This window comes from Streptomyces sp. NPDC102406 (assembly GCF_044765725.1).
In the GTDB taxonomy this organism is placed as follows: domain Bacteria; phylum Actinomycetota; class Actinomycetes; order Streptomycetales; family Streptomycetaceae; genus Streptomyces.
This window is the reverse complement of the sequence record NZ_JBIWKP010000005.1, coordinates 380,877-396,149: the sequence shown is the minus strand read 5'-3', so window position 1 is coordinate 396,149 and position 15,273 is coordinate 380,877. Positions and strand designations below refer to the sequence as shown.

11 protein-coding genes are annotated in these 15,273 nt (G+C 71.6%); 2 read left to right on the top strand and 9 right to left on the bottom strand.

Annotation, left to right across the window (positions count from 1 at the left end; translation table 11 throughout):
• Positions 1-61: 61 nt before the first annotated feature.
• Entirely contained in the window at positions 62-1,426 is a 1,365-nt protein-coding gene (locus ACIRF8_RS22970; RefSeq protein WP_404217306.1) for an ABC1 kinase family protein, read from the top strand.
• Here ACIRF8_RS22970 and ACIRF8_RS22965 read toward each other — a convergent pair whose 3' ends face one another.
• The 5 genes from ACIRF8_RS22965 to ACIRF8_RS22945 all read right to left on the bottom strand — a co-directional run bounded on the left by ACIRF8_RS22965 (position 1,427) and on the right by ACIRF8_RS22945 (position 5,340).
• Positions 1,427-1,627, bottom strand: a complete 201-nt coding sequence (locus ACIRF8_RS22965; protein WP_404217530.1) for a hypothetical protein — start codon at positions 1,625-1,627, stop codon at positions 1,427-1,429.
• Between the two features lie 133 nt (positions 1,628-1,760).
• Positions 1,761-2,084 (bottom strand): hypothetical protein, encoded by a 324-nt coding sequence (locus ACIRF8_RS22960; protein ID WP_404217305.1) that lies wholly within the window; start codon positions 2,082-2,084, stop codon positions 1,761-1,763.
• Complete coding sequence (locus tag ACIRF8_RS22955) at positions 2,081-2,449, bottom strand: WhiB family transcriptional regulator (RefSeq protein ID WP_404217304.1); 369 nt, start codon at positions 2,447-2,449, stop codon at positions 2,081-2,083. The genes ACIRF8_RS22960 and ACIRF8_RS22955 overlap by 4 nt, the downstream gene beginning before the upstream one ends.
• 187 nt (positions 2,450-2,636) lie before the next feature.
• Positions 2,637-2,960, bottom strand: coding sequence for a hypothetical protein (locus tag ACIRF8_RS22950; RefSeq protein WP_404217303.1), 324 nt, complete (start codon positions 2,958-2,960; stop codon positions 2,637-2,639).
• A 163-nt stretch (positions 2,961-3,123) separates the two neighbouring features.
• Complete coding sequence (locus ACIRF8_RS22945) at positions 3,124-5,340, bottom strand: ATP-dependent DNA helicase UvrD2 (RefSeq protein WP_404217302.1); 2,217 nt, start codon at positions 5,338-5,340, stop codon at positions 3,124-3,126.
• Between the two features lie 162 nt (positions 5,341-5,502).
• On the opposite strand from ACIRF8_RS22945, the gene ACIRF8_RS22940 reads away from it, so the two are divergent.
• The gene (locus ACIRF8_RS22940) at positions 5,503-5,745 is read left to right on the top strand and encodes a mycoredoxin (RefSeq protein ID WP_404217301.1); all 243 of its coding nucleotides are present in this window, start codon (positions 5,503-5,505) and stop codon (positions 5,743-5,745) included.
• Between the two features lie 9 nt (positions 5,746-5,754).
• Here ACIRF8_RS22940 and nudC read toward each other — a convergent pair whose 3' ends face one another.
• From nudC to ACIRF8_RS22920, 4 genes are all read right to left on the bottom strand, one after another.
• On the bottom strand, positions 5,755-6,714 hold the full coding sequence (gene nudC / locus ACIRF8_RS22935) for an NAD(+) diphosphatase (protein ID WP_404217300.1): 960 nt from the start codon (positions 6,712-6,714) through the stop codon (positions 5,755-5,757).
• A gap of 82 nt (positions 6,715-6,796) precedes the next feature.
• The gene (locus ACIRF8_RS22930; protein ID WP_404217299.1) at positions 6,797-8,227 is read right to left on the bottom strand and encodes a dipeptidase; all 1,431 of its coding nucleotides are present in this window, start codon (positions 8,225-8,227) and stop codon (positions 6,797-6,799) included.
• Between the two features lie 10 nt (positions 8,228-8,237).
• Positions 8,238-11,861 (bottom strand): UvrD-helicase domain-containing protein, encoded by a 3,624-nt coding sequence (locus ACIRF8_RS22925; protein ID WP_404217298.1) that lies wholly within the window; start codon positions 11,859-11,861, stop codon positions 8,238-8,240.
• A gap of 63 nt (positions 11,862-11,924) precedes the next feature.
• Complete coding sequence (locus ACIRF8_RS22920; RefSeq protein ID WP_404217297.1) at positions 11,925-15,227, bottom strand: ATP-dependent helicase; 3,303 nt, start codon at positions 15,225-15,227, stop codon at positions 11,925-11,927.
• Between the last annotated feature and the right edge of the window lie 46 nt (positions 15,228-15,273).

The window sequence follows — 15,273 nt, the reverse complement described above, 5'->3', positions numbered from 1 at the left end:
GCTGACGGCGTCATGACGCCTGGGCACGCGCGGCACGGCTGTCCGGCACTTGGAGGGGTGTATGTCTGATCTTCCCCGGAAGGCGGTTACCCGTACCGCGAAGCTGGCCGCCCTACCGATCGGCTTCGCCGGCCGGGCGACCTGGGGCATCGGCAAGCGCATCGGCGGCAAGTCCGCCGAGATCGTCGGCCGTGAACTCCAGCAGCGCACGGCCGAGCAACTGTTCAAGGTCCTCGGCGAGCTGAAGGGCGGGGCCATGAAGTTCGGGCAGGCGATGTCCGTCTTCGAGTCCGCCCTGCCGGAGGAGGTCGCCGGACCGTACCGAGCCGCCCTGACGAAACTCCAGGAGGCCGCTCCCCCGATGCCGACACGCACCGTGCACGCGGTCCTCGAGGAGCGCCTCGGCCCGCAGTGGCAGGAGCTGTTCCAGGAGTTCGAGGACAAGCCGTCGGCCGCGGCGTCGATAGGCCAGGTGCACCATGCCGTGTGGCACGACGGACGCGAGGTCGCCGTCAAGGTCCAGTACCCGGGCGCAGGCGAGGCCCTGCTCTCGGACCTGGGTCAACTGAGCCGTTTCGCCCGCTTGTTGGGCCCGCTGATCCCGGGCATGGACATCAAGCCGCTGATCGCCGAACTGCGCGACCGGGTGACCGAGGAGCTGGACTACGCGCTGGAGGCACAGGCCCAGCGCGCCCACGCCGAGGAGTTCCACGACGACGCCGATGTGGTGATCCCGGACGTGGTGCACCAGAGCGAACAGGTCCTGGTGACGGAGTGGATCGACGGGACGCCGCTCGCCGAGATCATCAACGACGGGAGCCAGGAACAGCGGGACCGCGCGGGCCAGTTGCTGGCACGGTTCCTTTTCTCGGGCCCGGCGCGTACCGGTCTGCTGCACGCGGACCCGCACCCCGGAAACTTCCGGCTGCTGCCGGACGGCGAGAACGGCTGGCGCCTGGGCGTCCTGGACTTCGGCACCGTGGACCGGCTGCCGGGCGGACTTCCCACCCCGATCGGCAGCTCTCTGCGGATGACGCTCGACGGTGACGCGGCCGGGGTCTACGAGCTGTTGCGCGAGGAAGGCTTCGTCAAGGAGTCGATCGAGCTCGAACCGGACGCCGTACTCGACTACTTGTTGCCGATCATCGAACCCGCCCAGGCCGACGAGTTCACGTTCACCCGCTCCTGGATGCGCAACCAGGCGGCTCGCATCGCCGATATCCGCTCCCCCGCCCACCAGTTGGGCAAGCAGCTCAACCTGCCGCCTGCGTATCTGCTGATCCACCGGGTGACGCTCAGCACGATCGGAGTGCTGTGCCAGCTCGGTGCCACAGTGCGGCTGCGGGACGAACTGGAGGCCTGGCTACCGGGGTTCGTCGCCGAGACGGAGGAGGAACCGGAGCAGGACGCGGCCGCGGAGGGCTGATCACCACCACTCCGCGTCGAGCCGGCCCTCGATGGCGCGCAGGTTCTCCCGGGCGCAGGCCTCGCAGTAGAGGCGGCCGACACCACCCTCCACGGAGTACGTCCAGGTCAGCGGCGTCCCCTGGGCCGTCGTGCCGCACCGGGCACACACGACGGCCTGCTGGTCGGCCTCGTGCGCGGAGTCTTCGCCAGGAAGAGACATCACTGCGCGACGATAACTCCGAGGACCCATGGTCGTCAGGCGCAACGCACCGCGGGGGCCGGTCCTTGCACCGGCCCCCGCGGGAGCAGCCGCTTGATCGTCGCGGCTCATGTCGATGGGTGTCGACGGCTTGTCACTGCATGACGGCCATGGCCAGTGCGCGCCGAGCACGCAGTGAGGCGCGCTCGGCGCGCCGCTGCATCCGGCGGGCGACCACCAGGCGCAGGGCCTGGCGCTCGGCATGGGCGTCCCGCAGTTGCTCGTGCATATGCGCACGTGCCAGGGCTTCTGGAATGAGTTGCATCTGACGGGTCCTGTTCTGACGCGAGTCGTTCGCGTCGGACATGGGGAAGTCTGGGATCGCGGAGCCCGCGGGCTCGCTCGTGGACGGCTTCATCGGGGCCTGCTTCTTGGGGTCGTGCGTCATGGGGCGGTCGATCGTTCCTCGGGTGTTCATGCGGCGACCGGGTGCTTGCGCGGGCGGCCACGCGGCCGCTTCCGGGCGACGACGACGCCCTGGACGAACAGCTCGCCACCCCAGACGCCCCAGGGCTCGCGCCGCTCCTTGGCGCCGGCGAGACAGGCCTCCATCAGCGGGCAGGTACGGCAGAGCGACTTGGCGTACTCGACGTCCGCCGGCGACTCCGCGAAGAAGACCTCGGGGTCGTAGGCACGGCAGGGGACGGGCACGCCGAGGTTCTCGATGGCGTCGTCGAGCGCGGTGAGCGCGGTCAGCGGGTTCAAGGTGGGGTCCTCCGTGGGCACGGGCGGGGGAAGAGGGTCCGAAGGCGGTACGGACGGGGCGTGCGCTTCGAGTTGCACGGTGTTTTCTTCCTCGTCTGGTCGTTCCGGCCGGTGGGCCGGGTGTCGGTGGTACCGGGTTCTTTTCTTGTCCCGAGGCCCCTTCGTCCTGGTCACTCGGAAGATCGCTGAGTCTTCCGGGCAAACAGAAGGGCCGCGGATCCCGGGTGGGGTTCCGCGGCCCTGAAGGCGCCGGCCTGATCGTCGATCAGGCTGGATCACTCCAGGGTTCGAGCCCACGGAAGGCCCACATCGTGTGATGCTGCGTCGTCTGCTTCCGGAATCCGGCACCGGCCGCGGCAAAGGCATAGGCCTGAGCCTGTGCCGTCGCTACTGCTTCCGGTGCCTTGGTCGGTCGCTCATTGCCCTCGCGAATGGGAAGAACCGCGAGAGACAGGCCGGACTCCGGACGCATGGCGCTGACGCCAGACAGACCGGTGCCCAGGTTCGAGAAGCCGAGCAGGCAGGAAGCGACGACCGAGCGATCGGTCATTTTGACGGTGCTGACGGAGCTGGTGTTGATGCTGATCACTGGAATCGCCTCCTCTCGGCGTCTTGGGGGCCGGCGCGAACCGGTCCGACGGCTTTCAAGTACAGCACGGAACCAGGGCCTTGGAGAAGGCCGCTGCTTTCGTGCTTAAGAACCTATGGGGATTGCTGGGGCATGCGCAAACTATTTTTTCGACGAGTTCCCGTCAGTCCTCCTCATCGCCCCCTTCGGCCTCCTCCCCTACTGGCTGACCTGCACAAATGGCCAGCACGTCGGATCCGTGGGCCCGAAATTTCCGTACGCCGACGCCCGGGATGCGGGACAGCTCGCCCTCGTCCTCCGGTGCGGCCTCGGCAATCGCGATCAAGGTCTTGTCGGTGAAGACGCAGAACGGGGGCTGCCCGAGCGCGGCGGCCGTACGGGCCCGCCACTCGACGAGCCGCTCGTACAACCCCTCGTCCATGTCGGACGGACAGTCCTCGCAGCGCATCAGCTTCATCTCGACGGCTTCGAGGGTGCGCCCGCACACACGACAGCGCGCCACCTTCCTGGCGCCTCTGCGGCGAGCCTGACTCAACGGGCCCGCGGCGTCCTGCCGCGCCCCGTGCTCGACGCCGCCACGGCCCAGGCCCGCGCTTCGCCGGGCCGAGCCGGTGGAGCCCGGACGCAGGCCGTCGAGGAACCGGCTGGGTCTGCGGTTGGGGCGCCCGCCGGGCGAGCGGGACAGCGCCCAGGACAGACCCAGGTGGGAGCGGGCCCGGGTCACGCCGACGTACAGCAGCCGGCGCTCCTCCTCGATCTGCTCATCGGTCTTGGCGTACGTGATCGGCATCATGCCCTCGGCGAGACCGACCAGGAACACGACATCCCACTCCAGCCCCTTCGCCGCGTGCAGCGACGCGAGGGTGACACCCTCCACGGTCGGGGCGTGCTGCGCGTTCGCCCGCTCGTCCAGTTCGGCCACGAAGTCGGCCAGGGTGGCGGTGGGCCGGGCCCGCGCGCAGTCCTCGGCCAGCCGGGCCAGGGCCGCGAGGGACTCCCAGCGGTCCCGGACGGCGCCCGAGCCCGCGGGCGGTTCGGCCGTCCAGCCGGTGCCGGACAGGACCGCCCGGACCTGGGAGGGCAGGTCGACGGCCTCGTCGAGCCCCGCGTCGTTGTTCCCGAAGCGGGCTGCCGCGCGCAGCGCACGGTCGGCCTTGCGCACCTCGTCGCGCTCGAAGAACCGCTCCGCTCCGCGGAGCTGGTAGGGCACCCCCGCGTCGGCGAGCGCCTGTTCGTAGATGCCCGACTGGCTGTTGGTCCTGAAGAGGATCGCGATCTCGCCCGCGGAGACACCGGAGGCGATCAGCTCGCGGATGCGCCGTGCCGCGCCCTCGGCCTCGGCCGGTTCGTCGGCGTACTCCGCGAAGACCGGCTCGGGTCCTGCCTCGCGCTGCGAGATCAGTTCCAGACGGTGTTCGGCGGCCCGTCCCTTGGCTCTGGCGAGGACGCCGTTGGCGAGGTGGACGACCTGCGGCGACGAGCGGTAGTCACGCACCAGTTTGACGACGGTGGCGCCGGGGTGGCGGGTGCGGAAGTTGAGCAGGTGGTCGGGGGTGGCGCCGGTGAAGGAGTAGATGGTCTGGCTGGCGTCACCGACGACGCAGAGGTTGTCGCGGTCGCCGAGCCACAGATCCAGCAGTCGTTGCTGGAGGGGGCTGACGTCCTGGTACTCGTCGACGACGAAGTGCTGGTACTGGGCCCTGATCTGGTCGGCGATGTCGTGCCGGTCCTGGAGGATGCCGACGGTCAGCAGGAGGACGTCCTCGAAGTCGATGACGGAGCGGTCCCGCTTCAGCGTCTCGTAGTGGGCGTAGATCTGGGCGATCTCGGCCGGGTGACGGACGGTTTCCCGCCCGGCCTTGTGCGCCGCGGCCACATAGTCCGACGGGACGGTCTGGGTGACCTTGGACCATTCGATCTCCGCGGTCACGTCCCGCAGCTCGGCGCGGTCGAGGCGCAGTCGGCAGGCCGCCGCCGCGTCGGCGACGAGCTGGATCTTGCGGTCGACGAGTCGGGGCAGCTCCCCGCCGACGGCTTTCGGCCAGAAGAACTGGAGCTGGCGCAGGGCCGCCGAGTGGAACGTACGGGCCTGGACACCGCCCGCGCCGAGCTGACGGAGCCGGCCGCGCATCTCGCCCGCCGCGCGGTTGGTGAAGGTGACGGCGAGCACACTGGCGGGCTGGAGGATCCCGGCGCGGACGCCGTACGCGATGCGGTGGGTCAGCGCGCGCGTCTTGCCCGTGCCCGCACCCGCGAGCACGCACACCGGCCCGTGCAGGGCCGTCGCGACGGCGCGCTGCTCGGGGTCGAGCCCGTCGAGTACCGCGTCGGCCGTTTCCGGGACCTGAGGGAACAGGGTGGAGTGCGTTGCTGCTGTCACCCCGCCATGCTGCCAGGTCGGCGGGGGCAGGTGCGTCGCGTTGTCCACAGGTAACCAGTGTTAGTCGTACTAACGCGGCCGACGTGCGGGAATGGCCGCCGCGTCGCATACGTTCGACTCATTGCGAACACGCATCCCCAGCCACGAAGGAGCGCGAGGAACATGCCGGGCACTGTGACGATGTACAGCACCACCTGGTGCGGCTACTGCCAGCGACTGAAGAAGCAGATGGCGCGCGAGGGCATCGAGTACACCGAGATCAACATCGAGCAGGACCCGGAATCCGCGGCGTTCGTCGAGAAGGCGAACGGCGGGAACCAGACGGTCCCGACCGTTCTCTTCGACGACGGCTCGACGCTCACCAACCCCTCGTTGGCGCAGGTCAAGCAGAAGATCGGGCTCTGAGCGCCTCGCTCACAGCGCGTCGCTGGGCTTCGGCAGGGGCTTGCCGTACCAGAGCTCGATCAAGCGGGCCGCAATCGAGATCCCGTAGGGAGGCATGACCTCCCCGGTCTCGAAGGCGGCCCGCAGGTCTTCGCGGGAGAACCAGCGCGCCTCGTGGATCTCGTCCCCGTCGACGTTGATCTCCGTCGAGGTGGCGTGTGCCATGAAGCCGAGCATCAGGCTGGACGGGAAGGGCCAGGGCTGGCTGGCGACGTACTCGACGTCGCCGACGAGGACGCCCGCCTCCTCGAACACCTCACGGCGCACCGACTGCTCGATGGACTCGCCGGGCTCCACGAAGCCGGCGAGCGTCGAGAAGCGGCCTTCCGGCCAGTGCACCTGGCGCCCGAGCAGGATGCGGTCCTCCTCGTCCATGACCGCCATGATCACTGCCGGGTCGGTGCGCGGGTAGTGCTCGGCACCGCATGCCTGGCAGCGGCGGATGTGTCCGGCGGCGGCGATGACGGTGCGCTCGCCGCAGCGGGAGCAGAAGCGGTGCAGGCGCTGCCAGTTCTCCAGCGCCACGGCGTGCACCATCAGGCCGGCGTCCCGCTGCGAGAGCAGGAGGCCCGCCTCACGCAGGCCCGCGGGGCGCGCGGACTGGTCCATGCGCCCGGGGAGGGTGTCCTTCTGGAGCGCGAAGTAGCTCACGCCGTCCTCGTCCGTGCCCAGGAAGTAGCGATGGGCCTCGGTGAGGGGGGCTTCGAAGGACGGGGTCATGACGAGTTCCGTCGCGCCGTCCGGTGTCTCGTCGATGAGTACCTGGCCGCCGGAGACCACGAAGACGCGGGTCGTGGGGTGGCTCCACGCGGCGGCGAGCCATGCCTCGTCGAGGCGGTGGTGCGCGGCACGGTCGATCCCGCTCGGTGCGGCGAGCGAGAGCGGCCGGTTCGCGGTGTGGTCGGCGGTGCGGTCGGTCCAGGTGGTCACAGGTGCTTCCAACTCCCCCGGTGGAAAGGGTGGTTCGGCGGGCGGTCCGGCAAGATGCGGGGCGGGAGGGGGCGGGCCTCGTTCAGGGGGCGGCCGTCCAGTTCTCCGCGAGGTCGCCCCACAGATAGGCCGTGGTCTCTACGCCCTTCATCAGGAGGTCGAGTTCGACCTTCTCGTTCGGGGCGTGCCAGCCGTCGGAGGGGACGGAGATACCCAGGAAGAGCACGGGTGCCCCGAGCACGTCCTGGAGGTCGGCGGCCGGGCCCGAGCCGCCTTCGCGTGTGAAGCGGATCTTCTGCTCGAAAGCGCGGCCCATCGCGCGGACGACGGACTTCAGGGCCGGGTGGTCGAGCGGCGTGAGGCAGGGCCGGGTGGCGGCGCCGAAGGTGATGGTGTGGCTGATCCCGGCGGGCACCTGTTCGGCGACCCAGGCGGTGACTGCCTTCTCGATGTGGTCGGGGTCCTGCCCGGCGACCAGCCGGAAGGACAGTTTGAGCTGCGCCGAGGACGGCACGATCGTCTTGCCGCCCGGGCCCTGGTAACCGCCACCGATGCCGTTGACCTCGGCTGTGGGCCGGGCCCAGATGCGCTCCAGCGTGCTGTGCCCGGCCTCTCCGTACGTGGCGTGGGACTTGGCCGTGCGCAGCCACTCCTCCTCGTCGAAGGGCAGTTCCGCGAAGAGTTCCCGCTCCCTGGCGGTGAGCTCGACGATGCCGTCGTAGAAGCCGGGCACGGCCACGCGCGCGTGCTCGTCGTGCAACGCGGCGACGAGACGGGCGGCGGCGGTCGCCGGGTTCGGGACGGCGCCGCCGAACGAACCGGAGTGAATGTCCTGGTCGGGTCCGCGCAGCTCGATCTCGCAGTCGGCGAGGCCGCGCATGCCCGTGCACACCGTGGGGGTGTCCTCGGACCACATGCCGGTGTCGGAGACGATCACGGCGTCGGCGGCCAGGCGCTGCTTCTCGGCCTCCACAAGGGCGCGGAAGTGCGGTGACCCCGACTCCTCCTCGCCCTCGATCAACAGCTTGAGGTTGACGGCGGGGGCGGTGCGCCCCGTCACGGCGAGGTGGGCGCGCACCCCGAGTGTGTGGAAGAACACCTGCCCCTTGTCGTCGGCCGCCCCGCGCGCGTGGAGCCGGTTCCCGACGACGACGGGTTCGAAGGGCTCGGTGTCCCAGCCGTCCTCGCGGGCCGCGGGCTGTACGTCGTGGTGTCCGTAGACGAGGACCGTGGGGGCCTCGGGGTCGCCGGAGGGCCACTCGGCGAAGACGGCGGGGGCACCGGGCGTCTGCCACACCTCGGTGACCGGGAAGCCGGTCGCGGCCAGCCGCTCGGCGAGCCAGTCGGCACTGCGCCGCACGTCGGCCGCGTGGGCGGGCTGGGCGGACACGGACGGGATCCGCAACCAGGCGGCGAGGTCGTCGAGAAACGCCGCACGGTGGTCCTCGATGTACGCGCGGACGGTGCTGACGGCCCTGACGGCGCTGTCAGCGTGCTCACCGGTCTTGCTCATACTCACGAGCCTAGTCCCCCACCGGAGCGTGTTCGGTCGGCGGCTCCGCCACGGTCCCGCCCGGGACCTGCGGCTCCTCGGTGAGCAGCCGCTCCAGCTCGGCTCGGCCGGGCAGCCGCCGCGGCCGAACCGTCTCTCCGGTGCGTACGTACACGAAGGCGGCGCCCACGGACTCCGGGGGCACCCCCTGCTGCTCGGCCCAGGCGAGCCGGTAGACGGCGAGCTGGAGGGGGTCACCGGTCTGCTGATGGCCCGTCTTCCAGTCGACGATCTCGTACGTCGCCTCGTCGCCGTCGCCTTCCTTGTAGACGGCGTCGATGCGACCGCGTACGACGCGGCCCGCGACGTCGAGCTGGAAGGGGAGCTCGATCCTGTAGGGCGTGCGGTGCGCGTACGGAGTGCGTTCGAAGGCCTCCTTGAGCGCCTCCAGGTCCTGTTCGTCGGCGATCTCCGCGTCGCTGCCGGGCAGCTCCTGCGGGTCGAGCATGGGCAGTCGCAGTTCTTCGAAGCGGGATTCGACCCAGGCGTGGAAACGGGTGCCGCGGCGGGCCGCCGGCTGGGGCGGGAGCGGCATGGGGCGGGCCAGTTCCTGGGCGAATCCGTCCGGGTCGGCGGCCATGCGCAGCACCTGGGATGCGGTGAGCGAGTGCGGCACGGGCACGTCGCGCACGCTTGCGCGGGCGCGCAGCAGCTCCCCGGTGAGGGCGTCGAGGTCGCGGTCCCAGGAGGCGATGGTGCGGGCCTCCTCCGGGGTGAGCGCCGTCTCGGGGGCCGGGGTGGGGTGCGGGACGGCGGGCACGGTCCGTGCGGGCCCCGGCTCGGGCACGCGCGCGTGGGACGGCGGTTCGGATTCCGGCGCTGGATGCGGGAGGGCGGGGTGCGGGACGGTGGGGCGCTCGGTGGGGAGGTCCTCCCAGTCGCCGGGGATGTCGCCCCCGAACTCTTCGTCACCGAACTCTTCGTCGCCGAAAGCCTCGTAGGCCTCGTCCGTCTCGTGCGCCTCATCCTCGTGCGCCTCGTCAAGGAGAGCGTCGTCGTGCGGCGGGGGCGGCCAGTCGGGGTCCTCGAAAGGCTGCTCGCCGTGGGCGGCGGGATGGGCCTCCGTGTGCGCGCGGGCGGCCGCGGGGTCCTCGGCGCGCTCCAGGTGGGCGAGGACCGTGTCGGCCGCCGCACGGCGGCGGGCCAGGGACGCCTCGTCGAGCGGCAGCGGCCAGGCGTGCTCGGTCGATGCCTCCTGGAGGGCCGGGTTCTCCTCGTCCTCCGCCGGCTCGTCCGCCCAGACCTCGATCTCGCCATGGCCGGCGACGCAGTGCTCATACAGCGCCTGGAGGAAGTCGGACGGTCCGCGCCGCCTCTTCTGGGTGGGGCCCCACCAGTGTCCGGAGCCCAGCAGGAGGGTGCGGGGGCGGGTGAACGTCACGTAGCCCAGGCGTAGTTCCTCGGTGTGCTGGTGCTCCTTCATGTCGGCGTGGAAGGCCTTCATGCTCTTGGCATCCCATGCCTCGATGTCGGGCAGGATGGCGGCGTCGCCGCGCAGTTCGTGCGGCAGGACCTTGCCTTGTGACGTCCACTTCTCGCGCCCCTGGGCGCTCGGGAACGTGCCGTTGACGAGGCCGGGCACGGCGACGACGTCCCACTCGAGGCCTTTGGACTTGTGGGCGGTGAGCACCTTCACGGTGTTCTCGCCGCCCGGCAGCGCGTTGTCGAGGCCCTTCTCGTACTGGGCGGCGGTGCGCAGGAAACCGAGGAAGGCGAGCAGGGAAGCGGAGCTGTCGTTGGCCGCGAAGGAGGCGGCCACGTCGAGGAAGTTGGACAGTGTCTCGCGGCGCCGGGCCGCCAACGCGTGCGGGGACGCCGAGAGTTCGACCTCAAGGCCGGTCACGGCAAGCACCCGGTGCAGGACGTCCATGAGCGGATCGGACAAGGAGCGGCGCAGGTCACGCAGTTCGGCGGCGAGCCGGGCGAACCGTACGCGCGCGTCCGAGGAGAAGGGCAGTCCGTCGTCGTCCCCGTCGGCCTCGACCGAGGTCTCCAGGAAGGTGTCGAGCGCGTCCGCGAGCGATATCACCTCGGCCGGGTCGACGCCCTCGACGGCCTCGGCGAGGCGACGGTCGGGATCGTCCTCGTCGCCTCCGCGCGCGTGGGAGACCAGCAGGCGGGCCCTGCGTCCCAGAAGGGCGAGGTCGCGCGCGCCGATGCGCCACCGGGGGCCGGTCAGCAGCCGCACCAGAGAGGCGTTGGCCCCGGGGTCCTGGAGCACCTCGCACACAGCGACGAGGTCGGCGACCTCAGGGAGGTGCAACAGCCCGGACAGGCCGACCACCTCGACCGGGATGTCGCGGGCGACGAGTGCGCCCTGGATCTCGGCGAAGTCGGTCGCGGTGCGACACAGGACGGCGATGTCGCCGGGTGCCTTCCCTGTGGCGACGAGATGGCCGATGGAGTCGGCGAGCCAGTCGATCTCCTCACGGTGGGTCTTCAGGAGGGCACAGCGCACGACGCCGTCCCGCTCGGCTCCCGGGGCGGGACGCAACGCCTCCACGCCCGCGTGCATGGCGCGCAGCGGCTCGGCCATCCCGTTGGCCAGGTTTAGGAGGCGCCCGCCGCTGCGCCGGTTCTCGCTGAGCGCGAAGCGGGTGGCCGGGCGGCCGTCGGCGTACGCGAAGTGGCGCGGGAAGTCGTCGAGGTTGGCCACCGACGCGCCGCGCCAGCCGTAGATCGCCTGGCAGGGGTCGCCCACGGCCGTCACGGCGTGTCCGGTGTCGCCGCCGAACAGGCCCGCCAGCAGGATCCGCTGGGCGACCGACGTGTCCTGGTACTCGTCGAGCAGGACGACGCGGAACTCGTCGCGAAGGATCTCGCCGACCTCGGGCCGGGTGGCGGCCAGCGTGGCGGACAGGGCGATCTGGTCACCGAAGTCGAGGACGTCGCGGGCGCGCTTGGCCTCCCGGTAGCGGCTCACGAGTTCCGCGAGCTCCAGTCGGGCCGCGACGGCCTCGGGGACCTTGCGCAGGTCCGCGTTGCTCAGTTTGGCGTTCTCCAGGGAGCGCTGGAGATCGCGGTCGTAGGCACGGAGTTCTTCGGGCCGCACAAGGTGCTCGGACAGCTCCGCGTCGAGGGCGAGCAGGTCGCTGACGAGGTCGGCGAAGGAGCGGGTGAGGGCGGGGTAGGGGCCGGGCGCCTCACGGAGCACGCGCGCGGCGAGCTGGAAGCGGGTGGCGTCGGCGAGCAGCCGCGTCGTGGGTTCGAGCCCGATGCGCAGCCCGTGGTCGGTCAGGAGGCGGCCCGCGAAGGCGTGGTACGTGGAGATCACGGGCTCGCCGGGCGGATTGTCCGGGTCGATGCTGTCGGGGTCGGTGACACCGGCTCTGACGAGCGCCTTGCGGACCCGCTCGGCCAGCTCGCCCGCGGCCTTGTTGGTGAAGGTGAGGCCGAGGACCTGCTCGGGCGCGACCTGCCCGGTGCCCACCAGCCAGACCACCCGTGCGGCCATCACCGTCGTCTTGCCGGAACCGGCTCCGGCGACGATCACCTGCGGGGCGGGCGGCGCGATGATGCAGGCCGTCTGCTCCGGGGTGAACGGGATGCCCAGCAGCTCCTTGAGCTGCTCGGGGTCGGTGAGGCGTGTGGTCACCTCATCGAGGCTAACGGGCACCACTGACAGCACCGGCCCGTTCCCGCTCACCCGAGGCGCACGTCACTCCACGACGTGGTGCCCCTCGGGCAGCGCGCTGCAGGAGGCGCGGAAGGCGCAGTGCGTGCAGTGCTGTCCGGTGGTCGGTGCGAAGCGTTCGTCGAGGACCTTGCCCGCCGCGGTGGCGAGGAGGTCGCCGACCCACTCCCCTTCGAGAGGCTCCTGCGCCTGCACCTTGGGGAGGGACTCGCCGCCGTCCTTCTTGGCGGCGCCCTGACGGAGCTGGACCAGTTCGGCGCCGCCGGGGTGGGGGCGGGCGCCGTCGAAGGGCTCGTCCACGGCACCCTCGCGCACGGCGAGCTGGTACACGGCGAGCTGCGGGTGGCGGGCGACGTCGGCGGTGCTCGGTGCCTGCTTGCCGGTCTTGAAGTCGACCACGTAGGCGCGGCCCTCGGCGTCGCGTTCGACACGATCCATGGAGCCGCGGATGCGTACTTCGTAGGAGCCCGCTTCGAGGGTCACGTCGAAGGCGTGTTCGCTGGCGACGGGGGTGCGGCCGGTGCGGTCCATGACGTGCCACTGGAGGAAGCGTTCGAGCGCCACGCGCGCGTGCTCCTTCTCCTGCGCGGACTTCCAGGGCGCGTCGAAGGCGAGGGCGTCCCATACGGAGTCGAGGCGCTCCATGAGGACGGCGAGGTCGGCCGGGGTGCGCCCGGAGGCGACCTCGTCGGCCAGGACGTGCACGACGTTGCCGAATCCCTGGGCGGCGGTGGCGGGTGCGTCGGCCTTCACTTCACGGCCCAGGAACCATTGCAGCGCGCAGGTGTTGGCGAGCTGGTCGAGGGCGCTTCCCGAGAGTACGACGGGCTTGTCCCGGTCCCGCAGCGGGATCTTGCTCTCGGTGGTCTCGTACATGCCCCACCAGCGGTAGGGGTGGGCGGACGGCACGAGTGGTCTGCCGTCGTCGTCGCTGAGCGCGGCGAGGCGGGCGAGACGACGGGCGGCGGCCTCCCGCAGGGCGTCGGAGACGCGGGGGTCGACCGTGGTGGCTCGCAGTTCCGCGACGAGGGCCGCCACGGCCAGAGGGCGACGCGGCCGGCCGGTGACGTCCTTGGGCTCGATGCCGAGTTCGGTGAGGAACCGGGACGGCTGGTCGCCGTCGTCCGCCGGGGCCTTCACCGCGGTGACGACGAGCCGCTCCCGCGCGCGCGTGGCGGCCACGTAGAACAGGCGTCGCTCCTCGGCCAGGAGTGCGCCAGGGGTGAGGGGCTCGGCGAGACCGTCGCGTCCGATGCGGTCGGCCTCCAGGAGGGAGCCCCGGCGACGCAAATCCGGCCACAGTCCCTCCTGTACGCCTGCGACGACGACCAGGCGCCACTCCAGGCCCTTGGAGCGGTGCGCGGTCATCAGGCGCACGGCGTCGGGGCGTACGGCGCGTCCGGCGAGGGTGTCGGCGGCGATGTCCTGTGCTTCCAGTTCCTCCAGGAAGTTGCGGGCGCCGCGGCCTCCGGTGCGTTCCTCCGCGCGAGAGGCGATGGCGAACAGGGCGCACACGGCGTCCAGGTCGCGGTCCGCATTGCGGCCCGCCGCGCCGCCGCGCCGGGCGGCGCGCTCCAGCCGCGAGGGCCACGGTGTGCCGTTCCACAGCTCCCAGAGGGCTTCCTCCGCGGTCCCTCCGTCGTCGAGCTTCTTGCGGGTCGCCGCCAGGAGCGCGCCCAGGCGCTGTGCACCGCGCGCGTAGGCGGGGTCGTGCAGAGCGAGGCGCTCGGGCTCGGCGAGGGCGCGGGCGAGCAGTTCGTCCGAGGGCGGCGGCAGATGGTTGCCCGCGGCGCGCTCCTCCTCCCGCAGGGCGCGGCCCAGGCGGCGCAGATCGGCGGCGTCCATGCCGGCCAGGGGGGACGCCAGGAGTGTGAGGGCCGTCTCGGTGTCGAACCGCAGCACGCGCCCGGTGTCGTCGTCCGCGCCCTCTTCCGCGGGGCTCTGCGCCACCGCCTTCAATGCGGTGAGCAGCGGCGCGACAGCGGGCTCATGGCGCAACGGCAGGTCGTCGCCGTCCACGTCCAGGGGGACCCCGGCCGCGGTGAGCGCTCGGCGCACTGCCGGAATGCTGCGCGTGCCCGCGCGCACCAGCACGGCCATGTCGCTCCAGGGGACGCCCTCCTCCAGGTGCGCCCGGCGCAGGATGTCCGCGACGTTGTCGAGTTCGGTGCCGGCCGTCGGGTAGGTGTAGACCTCGGCCCGGCCGCCCTCACGCGCGGGCGTGAGCGCGCGGTGGGCCCGTACCTTCTCGGCGGGCAGGCGGGTCAGCGGCATGCGCTGGGTGATGCGGCGGGTGGCTTCCAGGAGGTGGCTTCCGGAACGCCGTGACGTGGTGAGGACCTCGACCGGCGCCGGGGTGCCGTCCGCGCGCGGGAAGGCGTGCGGGAACTCCAGGATGCCGTTCACGTCGGCGCCGCGGAACGTGTAGATCGACTGATCGGGGTCGCCGAACGCGATCAGGGTGCGCCCACCGCCGGCCAGCGCGTGCAGCAGCCGGACCTGGGCCGGGTCGGTGTCCTGGTACTCGTCGACGAACACGGCGTCGTACTGCGCGGCCAGGTGGTCGGCGACCTCCCGCCGCCGGGCGAGGAGCACGGCACGGTGCACGAGTTCCGCGTAGTCGAGCACGCCCTGCATGTCGAGGACGTCCAGGTACTCGGCGAGGAACGTGGCGGCCGCCCGCCAGTCGGGGCGCCCGCTGCGGCGCGCGAAGGCGTCCAGGGCGCCGGGGCCCAGGCCGAGCTCGCGGCTGCGGGCGATGACCGCGCGCACCTCGTCGGCGAAGCCCCGCGTGGTGAGGCAGGCGCGCAGCTCGTCGGGCCAGCGCACGTGCGCGAGCCCGGCCTGCTCCAGGTCGATCTGGCCGGCGAGCAGTTCACGCACGGCGACATCCTGCTCGGGGCCGGACAGCAGGCGCAGGGGCTCCGCGAACAGCTCCGCGTCCTGGTGCGCGCGGACGAGCGCGTAGCAGTACGAGTGGAAGGTCGTCGCCTGCGGGGCGCGCGCGGCTCCTATGCGCAGGGCCATGCGGTCGCGTAGTTCGACGGCGGCCTTGCGGCTGAACGTGAGCACGAGGATGCGCTCGGGCGCGGTGCCGTCGGCGACGCGCTCGGCCACCGCTTCCACCAGGGTCGTGGTCTTGCCCGTGCCCGGTCCGGCGAGGACGAGCAGGGGTCCGTGGGTGTGGTCAACCACAGCGCGCTGGGCTGCGTCCAGACGAGGGGGGTCCGCGGGAACCGGCGGGGTGCGCACCAGCCGATACGCACCCGGGATCCCCCGTCGAACCTGGTGGTGCGACAGGGTCCGGGTGGACGAAGAGGAGCTCACGTGGATCGCTGGTCCTGGTGGGTGTGCTGGTGGTCGAAACGCCGTC

Coding starts and splice junctions, on each gene's coding strand:
- ACIRF8_RS22970 (WP_404217306.1), top strand. CDS start 62: ATGTCTGATCTTCCCCGGAAGGCGGTTACCCGTACCGCGAAGCTGGCC.
- ACIRF8_RS22965 (WP_404217530.1), bottom strand. CDS start 1,627: ATGTCTCTTCCTGGCGAAGACTCCGCGCACGAGGCCGACCAGCAGGCC.
- ACIRF8_RS22960 (WP_404217305.1), bottom strand. CDS start 2,084: ATGAACACCCGAGGAACGATCGACCGCCCCATGACGCACGACCCCAAG.
- ACIRF8_RS22940 (WP_404217301.1), top strand. CDS start 5,503: ATGCCGGGCACTGTGACGATGTACAGCACCACCTGGTGCGGCTACTGC.
- ACIRF8_RS22930 (WP_404217299.1), bottom strand. CDS start 8,227: ATGAGCAAGACCGGTGAGCACGCTGACAGCGCCGTCAGGGCCGTCAGC.